Source organism: Providencia sp. PROV073 (assembly GCF_033688125.1).
Classification (GTDB): domain Bacteria; phylum Pseudomonadota; class Gammaproteobacteria; order Enterobacterales; family Enterobacteriaceae; genus Providencia; species Providencia hangzhouensis.
Genome location: NZ_CP096353.1, coordinates 35,439 through 55,770, shown reverse-complemented (window position 1 = coordinate 55,770; position 20,332 = coordinate 35,439). Strand labels below are relative to the sequence as shown.

Here is a 20,332-nt window from a genome sequence, read left to right as displayed (position 1 = left end):
CGTGGATTTATTATCGAAACTTAATCAATTGCTAGTAAAAACCGATATCGACTTAACGGAAAAGCAAAAACAGCAGTTAGTTGATTATGTTGGGTTATTAGCGAAATGGAATAAAGCCTATAACCTGACATCGGTACGTGACCCACAGCAGATGTTAATCCGTCATATCATGGATAGCATAGTGGTGAACGGTCAACTCAACGGAACAAAATTTATTGATGTAGGAACAGGTCCTGGTTTGCCTGGTGTTCCTTTAGCGATTGTTCGACCTGATTCCCATTTTGTTTTATTGGACAGCTTAGGGAAGCGCATACGCTTTCTAAAACAGGTTCAACATGAGTTAGGGCTAACTAATATTGAGCCTGTTCAATCACGTGTTGAAGAATATCGGATTGAAAATGGTTTTGATGGTGTGATTAGCCGCGCATTTGCTTCACTGAATGATATGTTGGGTTGGTGCCATCATTTACCTTCATCTGAAGGGCGCTTTTATGCACTTAAAGGTGTCATTCGTGATGATGAAATGGTGCTACCAGAAGGTTTTGTGATTGAATCTATTACAGAGCTTGAAGTACCTGAACTTGATGAGCAGCGCCATTTAGTTAAAGTTTCTATAAAATAAAGTTGCTTTCTGTCAAAATATTTTGTCTTTTAGAGCGATAGTCGGTGTGTTAAAAAGCACCGGCTATTTTTATTTTTAGCTAAAGAATAAATACTTATATTTCACGTGTTATTTACATGTAAATAACGAATAAGTTTCAAAAATAAAGTGTTGATAGAAAAAATGCTGGCTAATTGGCAATTTTTACTTAATCGATTTAGCTAGGTAAATAGTTAACAGTGAAATATTTGATTTATCACGTTTAAATTTAACTTAAAAAACTAATTCTTTAATTGTTTGATTTACAGATTAAATCTATTTTTTGTTGTCAGTAAAGTTGAAAGAATAAATAAAGAGGATAAAGTCAAATGTGATATTTATCACATTAATGTGAATATATGCAGCAATTCATTAACTATTTATTAATTATTACAGCGACAATTCTGCGCCAACTCGAAAAAATTAAATATTTATTCACCTTTTCGCTACTTACTGATTGAATTCATTTCGCCTGCCCGTATAATTTGCACGTTTTTGTCTCTTGACACATTTACGCAAAGGCAGTTTTATACAACACTTAGCGTTTCTGAGGCTGAGAAGAGCTGGGAGTAAACAAAAAGTTATGTCTGTATCCCTTTATGACAACAAACACGCTGCAAAGCAGTTGTCTGTTCAGTTTATAACTTTAGTGATCCTCAGTGGGGCTTTCTGTGCAAATAGTATAGAATGGGGGGCCTCTGCTCTTGCTGGTGGGTTAGCATGCTGGTTACCAAATATCGTATTTATGCTGCTAGCACAATTTCAGAAAGCAAAAGGAGAGGATGAACCTGTCCGCATTGCCTGGTTCTTAGCATTAGGAGCAGGGCTAAAGGTTGTTACAACTATCGCTGTCTTAGTTGTTGCTTTCGGTGTGTTCAAAGCGTCATTAACACCACTGGGTTTGACCTATTTAGCGGTGCTAATTGTTCAGATTGTTGCACCAGCCGTTTTTAAACGGTAAGTATTTTTAAACTACAAAAGGGTAAGAGGCATCATGTCTGCATCAGGAGAAGTGATGACTACAGAGGATTACATAGGCCACCATCTGAAAAACCTTCAGTTGGACCTGAGTACCTTTAAGTTGGTCGATCCCCACGCTAGTCCAACATTTTGGACGTTGAACATTGACTCGCTTTTTTTCTCGGTAGTTCTCGGGGCTCTGTTCCTGTGGCTATTTAGAAGAGTTGCAGCCAATGCGACTAGTGGCGTACCCGGTAAGTTACAGACTGCAATAGAACTGATCATTGGTTTCGTTGATAACTCAGTCCGTGATATGTATCACGGCAAGAGCAAAGTTATTGCTCCTTTAGCATTAACTGTGTTCGTCTGGGTATTCTTAATGAACCTAATGGATTTACTCCCAATTGATTTCCTTCCGTATATTGCTGAGCATTATCTCGGGTTACCTGCATTACGTGCAGTACCAACCGCAGATGTTAGTGTCACATTATCGATGGCTATTGGTGTGTTTATCCTAATCCTCTTCTACAGCATCAAAATGAAAGGAATTGGCGGATTTACAAAAGAGCTCACAATGCAGCCTTTTAACCATCCTGTCTTCATTCCAGTCAACTTGATTCTTGAAGGGGTAAGCCTGCTGTCAAAACCTGTATCACTCGGTCTGCGACTGTTTGGTAACATGTATGCAGGTGAATTGATCTTTATTCTTATCGCGGCTCTGCTTCCGTGGTGGTCACAGTGGTTGTTAAGCCTACCTTGGGCTATCTTCCACATACTGATTATTACGCTACAAGCCTTTATTTTTATGGTTCTGACGGTTGTTTATCTGTCGATGGCATCTGAAGAACACTAATTTAATTTTATCAATAATTGTATTAACTGAAACAAACTGGAGACTGTCATGGAAAACCTGAGTATGGATCTGCTGTACATGGCTGCCGCTGTGATGATGGGCTTAGCGGCGATCGGTGCTGCGATCGGTATCGGCATCCTAGGTGGTAAATTTTTAGAAGGTGCTGCTCGTCAGCCAGATTTAATTCCTCTGCTGCGTACACAGTTCTTTATCGTAATGGGTCTGGTCGATGCTATTCCGATGATTGCTGTTGGTCTGGGCTTGTATGTAATGTTCGCTGTTGCCTAATTAACGTTACGGAACACTGTAAGAACATTAATTCACTAATGAATATGAGGTATTGTCTGTGAATCTAAATGCAACAATCCTCGGCCAGGCTATCGCGTTTGTCCTGTTTGTTTGGTTCTGTATGAAGTATGTATGGCCACCGATTATGGCGGCCATTGAAAAACGTCAGAAAGAAATTGCTGACGGTTTATCTTCCGCAGAACGTGCTAAAAAGAACCTGGAACTGGCGCAAACCGACGCAACCGACCGACTGAAAAAAGCGAAAGCTGAAGCACAAGTCATCATTGAACAAGCTAATAAACAGCGCGTTCAAATGATTGATGAAGCAAAAGCAGAAGCGGAAGCAGAACGTGCAAAAATCGTCGCGCAAGCGCAAGCTGAAATTGATGCTGAGCGCAAACGTGCACGTGAAGAGTTACGTAAACAGGTTGCGATGCTTGCTATCGCAGGTGCCGAGAAGATCATCGAACGTTCCGTGGATGAAGCTGCTAACAGCGACATCGTTGATAAACTAGTCGCTGAACTGTAAGGAGGGAGGGGCATGTCTGAAATTGCTACTGTAGCTCGCCCCTACGCCAAAGCAGCTTTTGACTTTGCTGTGGAAAACCAAGCTGTTGCTAAATGGCAGGAAATGCTAGCCTTCACCGCTGAGGTGACGCGCAATGAACAGGTTGGAGAGCTGCTTTCTGGTTCTATTGCACCAGAAACATTAGCTAAAACGTTTATCTCTGTTTGTGGAGATGAAATTGACGAGCATGTTCAGAATCTGATTCGTGTTATGGCGGATAACGGGCGTTTAACGACGCTACCAGAAGTGTTAACGCAATTTATCCAATTGCGCGATTCTCTGGAATCAACCATTGAAGTTGATGTGATTTCTGCTAACGAACTGAGTGAACAGCAGTCAGCTAAAATTTCTGCAGCGATGGAAAAACGTCTGTCACGCAAAGTTAAGCTGAATTGCAAAATTGATAAGTCTGTTATTGCTGGAGTGATCATTCGTGCTGGAGACCTCGTTATTGACGGGAGTATCCGCGGTCGCTTAGAGCGTTTAACTGACGTCTTGCAGTCTTAAGGGGACTGGAGCATATGCAACTGAATTCCACCGAAATCAGCGAACTGATCAAACAGCGTATTGCTCAGTTCGATGTTGTGAGTGAAGCTCACAATGAAGGTACGATTGTATCCGTTAATGACGGTATTATTCGTATTCACGGTTTAGCCGAAGTCATGCAGGGTGAAATGATCGCGCTGCCTGGCAACCGTTACGCTATCGCACTGAACTTAGAGCGTGACTCTGTTGGTGCGGTCGTCATGGGTCCTTATGCCGACTTGGCAGAAGGCATGAAAGTTAAATGTACTGGTCGTATTCTTGAAGTTCCAGTAGGCCGTGGCCTGCTAGGACGTGTTGTGAATACACTTGGTCAACCAATTGATGGTAAAGGTCCTGTTGATAACGATGGCTTCTCTCCTGTAGAAGTTATTGCTCCAGGTGTTATCGACCGTCAATCTGTTGATCAACCAGTTCAAACTGGTTATAAATCAGTCGATGCCATGATTCCAATCGGTCGTGGTCAGCGTGAGCTTGTTATCGGTGACCGTCAAACAGGTAAAACTGCTTTGGCAATCGATGCAATCATCAACCAACGCGACTCAGGCATCAAATGTGTGTACGTGGCTATCGGCCAGAAAGCGTCTACCGTTTCTAACGTAGTTCGTAAACTGGAAGAGCACGGCGCGCTGCAAAATACTATCGTTGTTGTTGCTACAGCATCTGAATCAGCTGCTCTGCAATACTTAGCACCATATGCTGGTTGCGCGATGGGTGAATATTTCCGTGACCGCGGTGAAGATGCACTGATCGTATACGATGACCTGTCTAAACAGGCTGTGGCATACCGTCAAATTTCACTGTTGCTACGTCGTCCACCAGGACGTGAAGCTTACCCTGGTGACGTTTTCTATCTGCACTCACGTTTACTTGAGCGTGCTGCTCGCGTTAACGCTGAATACGTAGAAAACTTTACTAAAGGTGAAGTTAAAGGCAAAACAGGTTCATTGACAGCTCTGCCTATCATTGAAACCCAAGCTGGTGACGTTTCTGCATTCGTACCAACAAACGTAATTTCGATTACAGATGGTCAGATCTTCCTGGAATCTAACCTGTTTAACTCTGGTATTCGTCCAGCGGTTAACCCAGGTATTTCAGTATCTCGTGTTGGTGGTGCTGCTCAGACTAAAATTATCAAGAAACTGTCTGGTGGTATCCGTACCGCACTTGCTCAGTATCGTGAACTGGCAGCGTTTGCTCAGTTTGCTTCCGACCTCGATGACGCGACTCGTAAACAGTTAAGTCATGGTCAGAAAGTAACTGAACTGCTGAAACAGAAACAGTACGCACCGATGTCAGTAGCAGAGCAGGCACTGTCTCTGTTCGCGGCAGAACGTGGGTTCTTGGATGATGTTGAGTTAGCGAAAATTGGTGCGTTTGAAGCTGCTTTAGTTTCTTTTGCACAGCGCGAGCATGCTGACCTTATGAACGAAATTGGCCCGGCTGGTAGCTATAACGATGATATCGAAGGCAAGTTGAAAAAACTGCTCGAATCATTTAAAGCAACTCAGTCCTGGTAATACTATTCGGCCCAGTTCTTAGGGCCGTCTGGTTAATAAGGAGAAGCAGAAATGGCCGGCGCAAAAGAGATACGTTCCAAGATCGGAAGTGTACAAAATACACAAAAGATCACTAAAGCGATGGAAATGGTCGCTGCGTCCAAAATGCGTAAAACGCAGGAACGCATGGCGGCCAGCCGTCCTTATGCAGAAACCATGCGCAGTGTGATTGGTCACCTAGCGTTAGGTAATCTGGAATATAAACACCCATATCTCGAAGAGCGCGAAGTTAAGCGTGTCGGGTATCTGGTTGTTTCAACAGACCGTGGTCTGTGTGGTGGCTTGAACATTAACTTGTTCAAAAAACTGTTAGCAGATATGAAGTTATGGTCTGAGAAAAACGTTCAGGTTGATTTGGCTTTAATCGGTTCTAAAGCGGTATCATTCTTCGGGTCTGTGGGCGGCAATGTCGTGACTCAAGTTACCGGAATGGGGGATAACCCAACGCTTTCGGACTTGATTGGTCCAGTTAACACTATGCTACAAGCCTATGATGAAGGGCGTTTGGATAAACTGTATGTGGTGACGAATAAGTTCATCAATACAATGTCTCAGGAGCCAACTATTCTTCAATTGTTACCATTGCCTGCAAGTGATGATGAAACACTGAAGAAGAAGTCTTGGGATTACATTTACGAACCCGATCCTAAGGCGTTGCTGGATACCCTGCTACGTCGTTATATCGAGTCGCAGGTTTATCAGGGCGTCGTTGAAAACCTGGCTAGTGAGCAGGCCGCACGAATGGTAGCGATGAAAGCCGCTACTGATAATGGTGGAAACCTGATCAAAGAGTTACAGTTGGTTTACAACAAAGCTCGTCAGGCCAGCATTACTCAGGAGCTTACCGAAATCGTTTCGGGTGCTTCCGCGGTTTAACAGCTAGGTTTACGAATTACGTAGAGGATTCAAGATGGCTACTGGAAAGATTATCCAGGTAATCGGCGCCGTTGTGGACGTCGAGTTCCCTCAAGATGACGTACCAAAAGTGTACGACGCTCTTGAGGTTGTTAACGGTAAAGAAAAACTGGTGTTGGAAGTTCAGCAACAGTTAGGCGGTGGTGTTGTCCGTTGTATCGCAATGGGTACATCAGATGGTCTGAGCCGTGGTTTAGAAGTTGTAAACTTAGAGCACCCAATTGAAGTACCAGTAGGTAAAGCAACTTTAGGACGTATCATGAACGTTCTGGGTCAACCTATTGATATGAAAGGTGATATCGGCGAAGAAGAGCGCTGGTCAATTCACCGTGCTGCACCTAGCTATGAAGAATTAGCTAACTCAACAGAACTGCTGGAAACCGGTATCAAAGTAATGGACTTAATCTGTCCATTCGCGAAAGGTGGTAAAGTTGGTCTGTTCGGTGGTGCGGGTGTTGGTAAAACAGTAAACATGATGGAACTGATCCGTAACATCGCGATTGAGCACTCAGGTTACTCAGTATTCGCAGGTGTTGGTGAGCGTACTCGTGAAGGGAACGACTTCTATCATGAAATGACCGACTCAAACGTTTTGGATAAAGTATCACTGGTTTATGGCCAGATGAACGAGCCACCAGGAAACCGTCTGCGCGTTGCGTTGACTGGTCTGACTATGGCTGAAAAATTCCGTGACGAAGGTCGTGACGTACTGCTGTTCGTTGACAACATCTATCGTTATACACTGGCAGGTACTGAAGTATCAGCACTGTTAGGCCGTATGCCTTCAGCGGTAGGTTATCAGCCAACGCTGGCGGAAGAGATGGGTGTTCTGCAAGAACGTATTACCTCAACTCAAACAGGTTCTATCACTTCCGTTCAAGCGGTTTACGTTCCTGCGGATGACTTGACTGACCCATCACCAGCAACCACCTTTGCTCACTTAGACGCAACGGTAGTTCTGAGCCGTCAAATCGCATCACTGGGTATTTACCCTGCGGTTGACCCTCTGGATTCTACTAGCCGTCAACTTGACCCACTGGTTGTTGGTCAAGAGCACTATGATGTTGCTCGTGGCGTTCAGTCTATTCTGCAACGTTACCAAGAACTGAAAGATATCATTGCAATCCTGGGTATGGATGAACTGTCTGAAGAAGACAAACTGGTTGTTGCTCGTGCTCGTAAGATCCAGCGCTTCCTGTCTCAACCATTCTTCGTTGCTGAAGTATTTACCGGTTCACCAGGTAAGTTCGTTTCTCTGAAAGACACTATCCGTGGCTTCAGTGGGATCCTGAACGGTGATTACGACCACCTGCCAGAACAAGCGTTCTATATGGTTGGTACCATTGAAGAAGCTGTGGAAAAAGCTAAAAAGCTTTAATCCAGCTGACAGGAGGTTGATATGGTAGCTGCAATGACATACCACCTGACTGTAGTGAGTGCTGAAAAACAAATGTTTGAAGGCATGGTACAGAAAATTCAGGTGACAGGTAGTGAAGGTGAGCTGGGGATTTACCCACAGCATACCCCGCTGCTGACTGCCATAAAACCGGGCATGGTACGTATTACCAAACAGTTTGGTGACGAAGAGCTAATTTACCTCTCCGGCGGTATTTTAGAAGTACAACCAAATGGTGTTATCGTACTCGCTGATACAGCGATCCGTGGTAAAGATTTAGACGAAGCTCGTGCAGTGGAATCTAAACGCAAAGCGGAAGAACACGTCCGTAAAGCTCACGGCGATGTTGATTATGCTCAGGCATCAGCAGAACTTGCAAAAGCAATAGCGAAACTTCGAGTCATCGAGTTAACTAAAAAGCTAATGTAATGATAGCGGTATAGTAAAAAAAGCCAGTTGGTTAAGTCTAACTGGCTTTTTTATTTGAGCGAAATATGTAGTAATTTATAAAGGAAATAGGTTTACTTTCATCCCTAAGTTGGAGTTTCAGGAAAAATGACTGTGCAAAGAAAAAGTGTCGTGATTTTAGCTGCCGGTAAAGGCACACGGATGTATTCAGAGCTACCTAAAGTTTTGCATTTGCTTGCAGGCAAACCAATGGTTCAGCATGTTATAGATACAGCAAAATCCATTGGTGCATCAGATATTCATCTGGTATACGGACATGGCGGTGATTTACTGAAAGAAAAACTGGGTGAGCAAAACCTCAATTGGGTATTGCAGGCGGAGCAACTCGGTACGGGCCATGCGATGCAACAAGCTGCCCCTAGCTTCCAAGATGATGAAGATATTGTCATGCTCTATGGTGACGTGCCATTAATCGCTAAAGATACCTTGGACAGGCTGATTGAAGTCAAACCACAAGGCGGTATTGGTTTACTGACGGTTATCTTAGATAACCCAACAGGGTATGGCCGTATAATTCGTGAAAATAATGAAGTTGTCGGTATTATCGAGCAAAAAGATGCCAGTGAAGAGCAACGTAAAATCCAAGAAATCAATACAGGAATTATGGTTGCTAGTGGCAAAGATTTTAAACGTTGGTTGGCACAACTGAACAACGATAACGCACAAGGCGAATATTATATTACTGATATTATTGCATTAGCACATAAAGAAGGTAATAAAATTGCAACCGTTCATCCTAAACATTTAAGTGAGATGGAAGGCGTGAATAACCGCCTACAACTAGCGGCGTTAGAAAGAGTTTATCAGAAAGAACAAGCGGAAAAACTGTTATTAGCCGGCGTGATGTTGATTGACCCTGCACGTTTTGATTTGCGCGGAACGCTGACTCATGGTCGCGATATTATTATTGATACTAACGTGATTATTGAAGGTAATGTCACATTAGGGAATAACGTACATATTCAATCTGGCTGTATTTTGAAAGACTGTGTGATTGGTGATAACTCGGTTATCAGCCCATATTCAGTGATAGAAAACTCTGAATTGTCAGCTGAATGTACGGTTGGCCCTTTTGCGCGTTTACGTCCAGGTGCTAAATTAGCAGCCAAAGCACACGTCGGTAATTTCGTCGAAATGAAAAATGCCTCTTTAGGTTTAGGTTCTAAAGCGGGTCATTTAAGTTACCTCGGGGATGCCCAAATTGGTGATAATGTGAATATTGGCGCAGGTACCATCACTTGTAATTATGATGGTGCCAATAAACATAAAACCATTATTGGTGATGATGTGTTTGTAGGGTCTGATACTCAGTTAGTTGCGCCAGTTTCTGTTGCCAAAGGTGCAACAATAGGCGCTGGCACGACGGTTACACGTGATGTGAATGAAGACGAACTTGTCGTTAGCCGTGTAAAACAAATGCATATTAAAAACTGGCAACGTCCAGTTAAGAAAAAATAAGTAAATATTGAGGAGAGGTAGCAATATCTTTCCTATTATAAATGCGAATTAATCGCGAAAATTAAAATAGCTACTCAAGGTAGCAATATAAAAATAATATCCCCATTTTCTACAAGGCTGGGGAGCAGTGAAAACTGTACAACAATTAGGTTGCGACAAATGAAGGTTTCTCAAGAAAGGAACCTTTTGTCTAGGAATCAAAAAAATATGTGTGGAATTGTAGGTGCTGTTGCACAACGTGATATTGCAGAAATTCTGTTAGAAGGTCTTCGTCGTCTTGAGTATCGTGGTTATGATTCAGCCGGTATGGCTGTGGTTGATCACGAAGGGCATTTGCAACGCTTACGTGAAGTCGGCAAAGTGCAAATGTTAGCTGAAGAAGCGGAGAAAAACCCGGTATCGGGTGGAACGGGGATTGCACATACCCGTTGGGCGACTCATGGGATTCCAAGTGAACGTAATGCTCATCCGCATACCTCTGGTTACATTGCGGTTGTTCATAATGGCATTATTGAAAACTATTTAGAATTGAAAGATGAGCTGAAAAAACTCGGTTATATCTTTAGTTCAGAAACTGATACCGAAGTAATTGCTCACCTTGTTCACCATGAACAACAAAAAGGTGGCACGCTGGTGGAAGTGGTTCAACGTGTTATCCCACAATTGCGCGGTGCTTACGGTACCGTGATCATGGATAGCCGTATTCCTGAATTATTAGTTGCTGCACGTTCTGGTAGCCCGTTGGTTATTGGTTTAGGTGTAGGTGAAAATTTCTTAGCATCAGACCAATTAGCATTATTGCCTGTGACTCGTCGCTTTATTTACCTCGAAGAAGGGGATGTTGCCGAAGTCACTCGTCGTACTGTTCGTATTTTTGATAAAAGTGGTGAAGCTGTCGATCGCGAGCAAATTGAATCAAACGTTCAATATGATGCAGGCGATAAAGGCGTCTATCGCCATTACATGCAAAAAGAAATTTACGAACAACCAATGGCAATTAAAAACACCCTTGAAGGGCGTTTTGACAAAGACAATGGTATCGATTTAAGCGAGTTAGGCCCTCGTGCAAGTGAAATTTTATCTCAAGTTGAACATATCCAAATCGTCGCATGCGGGACATCCTACAATGCGGGAATGGTTGCACGTTATTGGTTTGAGTCTTTGGCTGGTATTCCTTGTGATGTGGAAATCGCTTCAGAGTATCGCTACCGTAACCCTGCTCACCGTAAAAATAGCCTGATGATTACGTTGTCTCAATCAGGTGAAACTGCGGATACACTGGCAGCCCTGCGTTTATCAAAAGAATTAGGTTATCTGACTTCTTTAGCAGTGTGTAACGTGGCGGGCTCTTCTCTAGTACGTGAATCTGAATTTGCTTTAATGACCAAAGCAGGGGCAGAAATTGGTGTGGCATCGACTAAAGCGTTTACCACACAGTTAACCGTCTTACTGATGTTAGTTGCGTATATGGGCCGCTTGAAAGGTGCTAATCCTGAGCTCGAAGAAAACATTTCTCACGCTCTACATGCGCTACCGGCTCGTATTGAAAGCATGTTATCGCAAGATAAAGTTATCGAGGCATTGGCAGAAGATTTCTCAGATAAACATCACGCATTGTTCTTAGGTCGCGGTGATCAGTTCCCTATTGCAGTTGAAGGGGCTCTGAAATTAAAAGAGATTTCTTACATTCACGCAGAAGCATATGCAGCGGGTGAGTTAAAGCACGGCCCATTAGCGTTAATTGATGCCGATATGCCTGTTATCATCGTTGCACCTAACAATGAGCTGTTAGAAAAACTGAAATCAAACATTGAGGAAGTCCGTGCGCGTGGTGGTTTGCTGTATGTATTCGCTGACCAAGATGCAGGCTTTGAAGCCAGTGAAAATATGAAAATTGTTTCGCTACCTCATGTTGAAGAACTGATCGCACCAATTTTCTACACTGTTCCTCTGCAACTGTTGTCTTATCACGTTGCATTGATTAAAGGCACAGACGTTGACCAACCACGTAACTTGGCGAAGTCGGTGACGGTTGAGTAATTCAGCTGATTGAAATATAAATAAATCCGATTATGTTGTTAATGGCATAATCGGATTTTTATTTATATTTACAGGCCTTTTAATAGGCTTAATTTAAAATTAACTGTTGGTAATAATGGCGAAAAATGATGTTTTGTAGTTTTATAAGGCAATAGCTTATTTTGATATAAAATAACTTCAAAAATATTTTTCACATCATAAGGTTGGTCTGAGTTTTGATAGTTGACTTTGACTCGATTATCTTGATAACTCAGTAATATACAAGGTAACAGCGATAGTTTTAGTTGCTTAGCCACTTGATAGCGGTGGTTACCATCCATAATAATACCAGTGTGAATTTCACATGTAATTGGTGTTGTCCAAGTCCCATCACAGGCAATTTTGTGGCTAAGATAATCAACATGCTGTTCATCTGTTTCTTCTGATGAGCAAAAAAATTGTATTGGTTTCAATTCAATATGGTAGGTATCGTTAGTCATAACATCACCTTTATCAAAAAATTACTTATTATCTAAGCTTACAAAGTATCCAGGTTCATAAGGAATAGATAAAAATTTTTCATAGAATGTTTTAAATGTTTTATCTGCATTTAAATCAGCGAATAGTTCTGGGTGGATCCAATGTGCGAGCTGCTGTATAGCAATAAAATCATAAGGGCTGTTATAGAATTGATGCCAAATAGCATAAAATTGTTGGTTCTTAACGGCATTACTGCCAGTATAGGCGGGTTTTTTTAAGTATTTTTCTAGTTTTATTTTAGCCGCATTGAGGTTTTCATTTGGACCTAAGCCTATCCAATCTCCTTCAGGCATGAATTTTGAAAAGTTGGCGCTGGTAATAATCACTTTATCAGGGTTAGCGGCAAGCACTTGTTCAGGATTCATCATATAGAAGGTGTTAGGGGCATTGTTTGTGCCGATATTGTCACCACCAGCAAGTGAAACAAAGCGACCAAAGTTACCATCACCAAAAGTCAGACAGCACTCATCGGTATAACCACCTATGCGTTCAATAAAAATGCGTGGTTTTTGGGGATTATTTTTTGTGAGTACATCACTAACTCGTTTTAGCTGTTTTTCTCTAAATTGAATGAATTTCTCAGTTGTTTTTTCTTTCCCCCATAAAGCACCGAATAAGCGCATGGTTGGTGGTGTATTTTTTGATGGGTTAAAGCGAAAATCGACATAGATAATCGGGATCCCCGCCTTCTGTAATGCTTTATCGTGACCTTGCTCTTCAATAGCGGTTTTAGCTTCGATATTCATAATGATGACATCAGGCTGTAAAGTTAATGCATGCTCTATGTTTAAAGAACGTCTTTCTGTGCCACCAAATGTTGGAATTTTTTTTAGTTCAGGGAAATGCTCACTATATTGGCGCCATGTTGCAGGATCTGAGGTTTGCATATCGTTCCCCATTGCAACAATACGTTTTGCAGGGTTTTCTTTATCTAGCATGGCGACTAGGTAAAGCATACGGCCTTCACCTAAAATGACTTTTTTCACTGGAACGTTGACCTTGACCTTTCTATCTAGAATGTCGGTGACAGCAATCTGCTCTGCTGAAATAGCAGTAGAGAATAGCAAAGTAAAAGAAAACAATAACAGGGATACTATTTTGATAGATAATTTATGCTTTTCTTTCATATAATTCCTCATTGGATGAATGTTTGATCAGTAAAATGATTGTAATTAGGCTTGTGATATAACCAGCTGAAACATAATAAAAAAGCCAATCAATTCCAGGAAATAGAATAAATATACTTCCTAAGGCAATTCCTCCGATAGAAGCGAATTGATTGATACTTTGTGATAGACCAAGTACATAGCCTTGATGTTCAGAGGATGTAGTTGAAGATATTAATGCCGTGAGTATTGGCGTTGTTGCACCAAGTAAAACTCCCCAAAGCAAGTACAGTGAGGCAAACCAAAAAATTATAGGGGTTAATGCAAGACAGATAACAACAATGATACAGGTGAAGATAATCCATTTTAAGCGAACCAATGAAACAGTTATTGATTGGTGTTCAAACCATTTAGCCCATAACTGAGCAGATAGAATAACCCCCATTGCTTGTAGACCATAAATTAACCCAATAACCCAGAAATCTATTGAGTAGGAATGGTTGAGGTATAATGAAAAACTGGGGAGGGTGAGCATTCTACTCATTAATAAAAGCCCCATTAATAACATAAGGTGTTTCACAACTTGTTGAGGGCGATACTTTTTTTTGTTGTTAGATGTTTTTTTTGCTTGTATCACTAGATGATGTTTTTTATCTGAAGGTAAGAAAACAAATACAGTGACTGCGCAAACACCACAGAGTAGCCCCGCAATTATATTGATCCAAAAGAAATTGAGATAATCTAAGATTAACCCACCACAAAGTGCCCCCAGTAAAGATCCGATATTTGTAGATACTTGTAGGAAGGCAAAAAGCTGTGTTCGCTTTTTAGGATCGGTGACTGAAACGCCATAAGCTTGAGCTGGAGCAATATACCCTGCGCAAGCTCCTTGCACAGTTCTCAGTAATAAAATTAGCCAAGGGTCGTTACAAAATGATAATAAAATTTGGGTAATTGCTAAGCCAAGCAATGCACGGATCATCATTGCTTTATTACCCATTCGATCACCCATTCTTCCCCAAAATGTACTGGTTAACATGACACCAGTCATAGGGGCGACATAAACCATTGTCAAAGAAAAAGACAGTAGCCAACCCGAGCTATTATGTTGTAAATGAATAGGCCAAAATGGCCCACTCATTTCCATCGCTCCCATTGAAACAATTTGGATACCAAATAAGAAACCAATAATCAGATGGCTTTTCAGTAAATTCACGGTTAACTTACCTGATATTGAGTTAGATTTAGCTCGCTGAAGGCAGGATGCGGAATGTTAGGGTCTAGTCCTAGATACCCCATGCACCAAGTGTATATTTCATTCGTATAAGGGAGTGGAATATTGAGATGCTCACCTAAATGAACGAGTAAACTTAGCCCATAAACAATATCTTCCTGAAATACTCGATGTTGTTTATTAAAAGACCAGCCACTTTGCTTATGTTTTATTAATGGTAATTGGATACCATGGTAAGCCTCATTGGTACGAAGTATTGACCAAAGGGTTTTTGTATCACTAATTTGTTTAGGATAAACTTCGCGTAATTCATCAATTAAGGACTTTACTGTGACTAAAGGAATACCTAAGTTGTCTATTAAGTGTCGGCAAATAGAGAGTCGTTCTTCATCACAACGCTGTAAATAATAGGCGCTAAGCTCGGTACAATCATTCCACCAGCAGATAGGTGACTCAAAATAGTCATTATGCCATTGAGCGTATGGGCCGATTAGCCCGTAGATTACCGAGCTATGCATTATAGGGTTTGCTGGTGTTAGGGTAATTTCCAAATAGTTATCGAGAATACTAATAGGTGCGGAATATAGCCTTGATAACAATTTATGAAGCTGCTTTTTATTGGATTCATTTTCTCGACGATGAAAAGCAATAAAAAGTGCCGACTTTTCTCCACCGAAACAGACTTTAGTCCCAGGTTCTAATCCCCATGCTATATGAGGAACATCTTTCATTCCCCAAATCACGATATTAGGATTGTTTTTAAAGAACTGTTCAGCAAGCCAGTCAAAACCATTAATTCCAGGAATAGCACCGATAAAAACAGTTTTAGAAGAAGATAGATAAGCAGAAATAAAACGTAACCAACTTGCTTGATGATGGGAAGGGACAGTAAGAATGACTATGTCAGCTTCAGGTATCACCAGTTGTGGTGAATTGGTTATTAATCCAACAGAATGGTTTATTATCTCACCATTATTGTAATGAACAGACAGAATATTGTTTTGCTGTTGATGGCGTTCAACCGTTGTTGCATTTTGGGTCAGTAGTGATGTTTTTATATTTAGATATTGACTAAATAAAGCTACAGCAAGGTGACCCGTTTGACCTCCTCCGCAAATCACAACATTAAGATGTTTTTCTTCCGACATGACTTCCTCCTTAGCTAGCTTTCTCTAAAGAAACAGTATTAGTAAGCCAATGATTAAGTTGATGAGATATATCAGGTGAGGTCAAATTACGAGAGCTAAGCCACTGCTCATTAAATACGGTATTAAGATATTTTTCACCGCCATCAGCTACGATAACAACGATATTGCCGTGAATAGTATCGTTATTAATATACTCTAAGGCTTTATAGACAATTCCTCCGGTAGAGCCTCCTATTAACAAACCGTATTGGCTAGCAATATATCGCGCAGTTTCAAATGCTTGAATATCTGAAACCTGTGTATTATGGTCAATACAGCTGTAGTCCAGTACTAATCCAACTTCGTCCCCTTCAGGAGTGCCTGTACCTGATTGATAATAAGGTTTTCCTGGATATCCAAAAATAATGGACCCTTCAGGTTCAACGGCAACAGTGATAGTTTGTGGATTATGGGACTTTAGGCCTTGAGAAACACCAGTCATTGAGCCGCCAGTGCCAACACAGCCTATATATGCATCAATTCTGCCAATTTGTTCTATTAGTTCACAAACTAATGCAGCATAACCACCTGAGTTTGCTACATTGTCTGATTGATTCATAAACGTTGTATTGGGAAGTTGGGAGGCTAATTCACTAGCAAGGCGCTGACGTTCGACAACAGCTACTTCGTCTTCCTGATAATTACCAGTAACATAACGGATTTCAGCACCTAGTGCTTTCATTATCGCTATTTTGTCAGGAGCGGCGTGATGATCAACAACGGCAATAAAATGTAAATCAAATTCAATAGCAGCAAGCGCAAGGCCAATCCCAGTATTGCCTGATGATGATTCTATAATGGTACTTTTAGGCTTAATTTTCCCCGATTTTAGCCCTGCAATAACCATATTGCGTGCCATTCTGTCCTTCATACTTCCACCAGGGTTGTTCTTTTCTATTTTTAAAAATAAGGCACTTTTTTTATGGGGAACTGCAATACGTAAAATGGGTGTATTACCTATCAAATCAGTGGTTTTGTTGTAGATCATAAGCTTACCTATTTAGTGTCTTTGAAAAAGATAAACTGCCCAACATTGTTTTCCTGTACATATAATCGGCAAGGTATTGGGTGCCGATGAAATTGACTCTCAAGTAAATCCATTTGATATCCCGCGGTATTAACGAATCCTAATAAGTCACCTGCTTGGGGAAGGTTGTTAAATAAAATAAGTCTGTGAGTAATAACATCATCTTCTAAACAGCTATGTCCTGCTATCCATGCTCGGATAGGTTGCTGTTTTGATTGTTTGGTAACAATATGAAAAGGGTCGATTAAAAATTCAGAGTTAAACCACGTTTCGCAGGCGCTGAAGCTACTGCCTTCGACAAATATAATAGGGTGTTCGGATTGCTGGCAGGTACGTACAACTCGAAATAGAGTGATGGCGCTTTGATCAACAAGGCTACGCCCAGGTTCTATCGCTAATGTGACATTTAGCTTATTAATATATTGGGCGATTGTTTCATTATCGGTACATTTGCTTGTGAGTAATGTGCTAAGCCATTGTTCTGCTGACTGTTCACTACCATAAGGATAAAAATCTGCTGGAATACGGTGATTTTGATAAGTTTCAGTGGATTGATTATTAACCCAAGCTTGATAATGTTCTGTTGGGACATATTGAATAGGTAGCCCACCTCCGATATCGATAGTTTGGATGTTAAGCCCTAATTGTTGTGATAATTCAATCAGCGGTAATATTTCGTGAAAAGCTTGTACCCGTGAGGCTAGTGTATAGCCACCTAAATGGAAGTGGATCCCTTGCCATTGTAATTTATCATGTTGTTTCACTAATTTAAGTGCATTAACAAAAGCCGGGTATTTCATGCCGAATCGTGAATGGCTTGAATGCGGTTGATATCGCAGTAGTACTCTTGCTTTAAGTGATTGAAATTCTAATAAATGTAGAATATCTTGTAATTCTTCAAGTGAGTCTACGACAATTAGTGAGTTATGTAATATCAGTTGCCAGAGAAAATCATCTGTTTTGGCAGGGCCAGTAGCGCAAATTTTTTCAGGTGAAATGCCATATTGGTTGGCATCTCTCCATTCATGAAGGCTTGAAACATCAACTCCAATATTTTCTTCGATAGCTGTTCTGAGCAGGACGTTTGATTGATTAACTTTCACACCATATAAAATACATCCATTCACGTTGTTTTCTTGAAAAACAGCCTTCAGTTTTTGGATGTTCTGTTTCATCGTATGAGGAAAAACTAAGTTCAATGGTGAACCATACCGCTTAATCAATCCGACAAGCTGTTCATTATTAGAAAAACACAGTTGATGAATCTGAGGATCCATAATAGGAGGAAGCTCTGTTGGGGCTATTGTTTTAGCTGATAAATGAACAACAGTTGATATATTGACTAAGTTAGATTGATCCACCATGATTTTCACCTCTTAAAAGTCCACAGCAATTGATCCCATTACAGTTCTTGGTGAGCCTTGAGCGAAGGTGCTGTACGAAGCAACGCCAGACCAATAGTGTTCATTTAAAATATTATTGATGTTTAGCCTCAATGTTACAGGGGTATTGGAAACAGTTGTTTTATAAGCAGAACCGACATCAACGGTTGTCCATGAAGGAATTGAGTGGGTATTTTCTTTGTTCACATATTGGCGGGTATGATAATTAACATTGCCATTAATACTTAAACCAGAGACTGAAGGAATATCATATTCGGCTCCAATATTAGCCACCCAAGGAGATACACCGATGGGTTCATGCCCTTTGTTTTTCCCTGAAGCAGTTTTAGTCAACTCGGCTTGAATATAGGTAACACCACCCGTTAAACGAAGTGATTCAAAAGGTTTGCCTGATATACTTAGTTCGACTCCTCGGTTTCTTTGTTCATCATTTGCTGAGTAAATCAAACTGTTAGGATCTAATGATCCACTTGGTTTACTAATTTGGAATAGGCTTAAAGTGGTTATTGCAGATGGTTGTTCATATTTAACCCCTAACTCATACTGTTTTGAACGAAATGGTTTCATCATTTCGCCACTATTTTTTGCATTAACTGGTGCGGTGCTTCCTTTACTTAGCCCTTCGACATAATTAGCGTATAGAGAAATATTATCTACAGGTTTAAACAATACACTAACGAGAGGGGTGATTGCGGACTCGTCATAACGAGTTGAAAGCTTACCCAAAGTAAAATTGTCAGACTTTACATTTTGATAGCGAAGGCCTGGAGTCACCATAAAAGAATCATTCAAGAAGCCGATAGTATCGACGAAAGAAACTCCTGATAGTGTATTTTCAGAACGTTTAGTTATTTTAGCGTAAGCAGGGATCTGTTTATCAATATAAGTAGGATTAAATAAATTGGTTGTATAAGGTGTTCCTGCTGTAGTGCCAATACGGTAGCGATCAAAATATTGATTCCACTGCAATGCAAGTTGATGTGATACTCTACCCGTCATGAATTCACTTTTAACCCCAGTACCAACTGAATAACGTTGAGTTTTAGTTTGGAAATTCATGATATAGGTTGAAATATCGCCTTGATTGTTAAGGATTGTATAGATTTGCTCATTAACTCGATCTATACGAGTAAGTGCTCCTCCTATATCCATAAATAGCGATGTATTGCTTAATATGTCATATTCCATATGTAGTAATGCGGAATCATCATTAGATTTCCACCATGTCCAAGGGCTGGCTAAATTGATTTTCCCACTCGGGGCCGAAGGGACAACACCATCAGGACCTAAATAAAATGGTCGATTCGTAGCATTCATATTTTGGTTTTGAATTATTAAATCTAAAGATGAGCGAAAGCGTTCATTAGAATAATCTAACGCAATTGCACCAACACTTTGCCTGCGTGTTTGATGATCGACAGCTGTATCACCATTGGTGTAGCTACCGTTAACACGAATACCAAAGTATTGGTTATTATCTAGATCATATAGGCGGCCCATATCTAGTCTGCCACCTAATAGTGAGTCGCTAAGGTACTGAGCGGTTAATTGTGTAATCGGCTGGGCACTTGCACGTTTAGTTACGACATTAATAACTCCACCAACTCCACCTTCAGGAGACATACCATATAGCAGTGAAGCGGGTCCTTTTAAAATATCAACACGCTCGGCATAATCCGTTAAAAGTTGAAAATTAGGAGATACACCATAAATTCCATTTAATGCAAACTCACTGATATTGCCTTCAGTAATAGGAAATCCTCGAATATATAAGGAATCAAGAAGACCTCCTTTCGAGCTACTAATTTGTATTGAGGTATCGTGAGATAAAATATCTGAAATTTGCTGTGCTTGTTGCGACTGCATATAAGCCGAATTATAATTTGAGATATTAAATGGAATATCCATAATATCCTTATCACCTATTAATCCTGCTTGCATTATTCTAGATGAAAAGTTATTAGGTTGCTGATTATTATTACTTGTTGTGGTAACTAGAATACTATCTTTATTTTTTTGCTCATTAGTTTGAGCATGTGCTGTTATTGTGCAAGATATCCCAATAACAATATATAACCATGTAGAGAATATGTTTATATTCTTATCTGTGTGTTTAGTTTTATTTTCTATTAAATTATTTTTCATATTTAAATTATCATTCAATTGAT

At 40.7% G+C, this 20,332-nt stretch carries 19 protein-coding genes; 12 read left to right on the top strand and 7 right to left on the bottom strand.

The genetic code is table 11. From position 1 onward, the window contains the following. Nucleotide 1 precedes the first annotated feature (1 nt). The 12 genes from rsmG to glmS all read left to right on the top strand — a co-directional run bounded on the left by rsmG (nt 2) and on the right by glmS (nt 11,688). The gene (gene rsmG, locus M1F17_RS00210) at nt 2–622 is read left to right on the top strand and encodes a 16S rRNA (guanine(527)-N(7))-methyltransferase RsmG (RefSeq protein ID WP_004906320.1); all 621 of its coding nucleotides are present in this window, start codon (nt 2–4) and stop codon (nt 620–622) included. Nucleotides 623–1,223: 601 nt separating this feature from the next. Beyond that, nucleotides 1,224–1,601: a F0F1 ATP synthase subunit I gene (gene atpI / locus M1F17_RS00205; protein ID WP_004906317.1), complete on the top strand. Its 378-nt coding sequence runs from the start codon at nt 1,224–1,226 to the stop codon at nt 1,599–1,601. Between the two features lie 33 nt (nt 1,602–1,634). After that, nucleotides 1,635–2,453 (top strand): F0F1 ATP synthase subunit A, encoded by an 819-nt coding sequence (atpB, locus tag M1F17_RS00200; protein ID WP_004906316.1) that lies wholly within the window; start codon nt 1,635–1,637, stop codon nt 2,451–2,453. A 48-nt stretch (nt 2,454–2,501) separates the two neighbouring features. Beyond that, nucleotides 2,502–2,741, top strand: coding sequence for a F0F1 ATP synthase subunit C (gene atpE / locus M1F17_RS00195; protein WP_004093904.1), 240 nt, complete (start codon nt 2,502–2,504; stop codon nt 2,739–2,741). 58 nt (nt 2,742–2,799) lie between these two features. Next, nucleotides 2,800–3,270: a F0F1 ATP synthase subunit B gene (gene atpF / locus M1F17_RS00190; RefSeq protein ID WP_004906301.1), complete on the top strand. Its 471-nt coding sequence runs from the start codon at nt 2,800–2,802 to the stop codon at nt 3,268–3,270. 12 nt (nt 3,271–3,282) lie between these two features. After that, nucleotides 3,283–3,816 (top strand): F0F1 ATP synthase subunit delta, encoded by a 534-nt coding sequence (atpH, locus tag M1F17_RS00185; protein ID WP_004906300.1) that lies wholly within the window; start codon nt 3,283–3,285, stop codon nt 3,814–3,816. A 14-nt stretch (nt 3,817–3,830) separates the two neighbouring features. Beyond that, nucleotides 3,831–5,372, top strand: coding sequence for a F0F1 ATP synthase subunit alpha (gene atpA / locus M1F17_RS00180; RefSeq protein ID WP_004906297.1), 1,542 nt, complete (start codon nt 3,831–3,833; stop codon nt 5,370–5,372). 51 nt (nt 5,373–5,423) lie between these two features. Then, nucleotides 5,424–6,287 (top strand): F0F1 ATP synthase subunit gamma, encoded by an 864-nt coding sequence (gene atpG / locus M1F17_RS00175; RefSeq protein ID WP_004906295.1) that lies wholly within the window; start codon nt 5,424–5,426, stop codon nt 6,285–6,287. Nucleotides 6,288–6,321: 34 nt separating this feature from the next. After that, nucleotides 6,322–7,704 (top strand): F0F1 ATP synthase subunit beta, encoded by a 1,383-nt coding sequence (gene atpD, locus M1F17_RS00170; RefSeq protein WP_004906293.1) that lies wholly within the window; start codon nt 6,322–6,324, stop codon nt 7,702–7,704. Between the two features lie 21 nt (nt 7,705–7,725). Then, nucleotides 7,726–8,151 carry a F0F1 ATP synthase subunit epsilon gene (locus M1F17_RS00165; RefSeq protein WP_094962008.1) on the top strand — a complete coding sequence of 142 codons (426 nt, stop codon included), beginning with the start codon at nt 7,726–7,728 and terminating at the stop codon, nt 8,149–8,151. A gap of 126 nt (nt 8,152–8,277) precedes the next feature. After that, a complete protein-coding gene (gene glmU / locus M1F17_RS00160) occupies nt 8,278–9,648 on the top strand; it encodes a bifunctional UDP-N-acetylglucosamine diphosphorylase/glucosamine-1-phosphate N-acetyltransferase GlmU (RefSeq protein WP_094962007.1) in 1,371 nt (456 codons plus the stop codon). Between the two features lie 207 nt (nt 9,649–9,855). Beyond that, on the top strand, nt 9,856–11,688 hold the full coding sequence (gene glmS / locus M1F17_RS00155) for a glutamine--fructose-6-phosphate transaminase (isomerizing) (RefSeq protein WP_094962006.1): 1,833 nt from the start codon (nt 9,856–9,858) through the stop codon (nt 11,686–11,688). A gap of 68 nt (nt 11,689–11,756) precedes the next feature. Here glmS and M1F17_RS00150 read toward each other — a convergent pair whose 3' ends face one another. From M1F17_RS00150 to M1F17_RS00120, 7 genes are read right to left on the bottom strand one after another with little or no spacing between them, the layout of a single operon-like run. Beyond that, a complete protein-coding gene (locus tag M1F17_RS00150) occupies nt 11,757–12,167 on the bottom strand; it encodes a ParB N-terminal domain-containing protein (RefSeq protein ID WP_094962005.1) in 411 nt (136 codons plus the stop codon). Between the two features lie 21 nt (nt 12,168–12,188). Then, nucleotides 12,189–13,334, bottom strand: a complete 1,146-nt coding sequence (locus M1F17_RS00145) for an ABC transporter substrate-binding protein (protein ID WP_094962004.1) — start codon at nt 13,332–13,334, stop codon at nt 12,189–12,191. Further along, the gene (locus M1F17_RS00140; RefSeq protein WP_144141676.1) at nt 13,318–14,529 is read right to left on the bottom strand and encodes an MFS transporter; all 1,212 of its coding nucleotides are present in this window, start codon (nt 14,527–14,529) and stop codon (nt 13,318–13,320) included. The genes M1F17_RS00145 and M1F17_RS00140 overlap by 17 nt, the downstream gene beginning before the upstream one ends. 2 nt (nt 14,530–14,531) lie before the next feature. Beyond that, nucleotides 14,532–15,695: an NAD/NADP octopine/nopaline dehydrogenase family protein gene (locus M1F17_RS00135; RefSeq protein WP_144141674.1), complete on the bottom strand. Its 1,164-nt coding sequence runs from the start codon at nt 15,693–15,695 to the stop codon at nt 14,532–14,534. 10 nt (nt 15,696–15,705) lie between these two features. After that, the gene (locus tag M1F17_RS00130; protein ID WP_144141671.1) at nt 15,706–16,722 is read right to left on the bottom strand and encodes a PLP-dependent cysteine synthase family protein; all 1,017 of its coding nucleotides are present in this window, start codon (nt 16,720–16,722) and stop codon (nt 15,706–15,708) included. Nucleotides 16,723–16,730: 8 nt separating this feature from the next. Further along, a complete protein-coding gene (locus tag M1F17_RS00125; RefSeq protein ID WP_094962000.1) occupies nt 16,731–18,125 on the bottom strand; it encodes a Y4yA family PLP-dependent enzyme in 1,395 nt (464 codons plus the stop codon). A 12-nt stretch (nt 18,126–18,137) separates the two neighbouring features. Beyond that, on the bottom strand, nt 18,138–20,309 hold the full coding sequence (locus M1F17_RS00120; RefSeq protein WP_094961999.1) for a TonB-dependent receptor: 2,172 nt from the start codon (nt 20,307–20,309) through the stop codon (nt 18,138–18,140). Between the last annotated feature and the right edge of the window lie 23 nt (nt 20,310–20,332).

Coding starts and splice junctions, on each gene's coding strand:
- atpI (WP_004906317.1), top strand. CDS start 1,224: ATGTCTGTATCCCTTTATGACAACAAACACGCTGCAAAGCAGTTGTCT.
- atpB (WP_004906316.1), top strand. CDS start 1,635: ATGTCTGCATCAGGAGAAGTGATGACTACAGAGGATTACATAGGCCAC.
- atpE (WP_004093904.1), top strand. CDS start 2,502: ATGGAAAACCTGAGTATGGATCTGCTGTACATGGCTGCCGCTGTGATG.
- atpH (WP_004906300.1), top strand. CDS start 3,283: ATGTCTGAAATTGCTACTGTAGCTCGCCCCTACGCCAAAGCAGCTTTT.
- atpA (WP_004906297.1), top strand. CDS start 3,831: ATGCAACTGAATTCCACCGAAATCAGCGAACTGATCAAACAGCGTATT.
- atpG (WP_004906295.1), top strand. CDS start 5,424: ATGGCCGGCGCAAAAGAGATACGTTCCAAGATCGGAAGTGTACAAAAT.
- atpD (WP_004906293.1), top strand. CDS start 6,322: ATGGCTACTGGAAAGATTATCCAGGTAATCGGCGCCGTTGTGGACGTC.
- M1F17_RS00165 (WP_094962008.1), top strand. CDS start 7,726: ATGGTAGCTGCAATGACATACCACCTGACTGTAGTGAGTGCTGAAAAA.
- glmU (WP_094962007.1), top strand. CDS start 8,278: ATGACTGTGCAAAGAAAAAGTGTCGTGATTTTAGCTGCCGGTAAAGGC.
- glmS (WP_094962006.1), top strand. CDS start 9,856: ATGTGTGGAATTGTAGGTGCTGTTGCACAACGTGATATTGCAGAAATT.
- M1F17_RS00150 (WP_094962005.1), bottom strand. CDS start 12,167: ATGACTAACGATACCTACCATATTGAATTGAAACCAATACAATTTTTT.
- M1F17_RS00145 (WP_094962004.1), bottom strand. CDS start 13,334: ATGAAAGAAAAGCATAAATTATCTATCAAAATAGTATCCCTGTTATTG.
- M1F17_RS00135 (WP_144141674.1), bottom strand. CDS start 15,695: ATGTCGGAAGAAAAACATCTTAATGTTGTGATTTGCGGAGGAGGTCAA.
- M1F17_RS00130 (WP_144141671.1), bottom strand. CDS start 16,722: ATGATCTACAACAAAACCACTGATTTGATAGGTAATACACCCATTTTA.
- M1F17_RS00125 (WP_094962000.1), bottom strand. CDS start 18,125: ATGGTGGATCAATCTAACTTAGTCAATATATCAACTGTTGTTCATTTA.
- M1F17_RS00120 (WP_094961999.1), bottom strand. CDS start 20,309: ATGAAAAATAATTTAATAGAAAATAAAACTAAACACACAGATAAGAAT.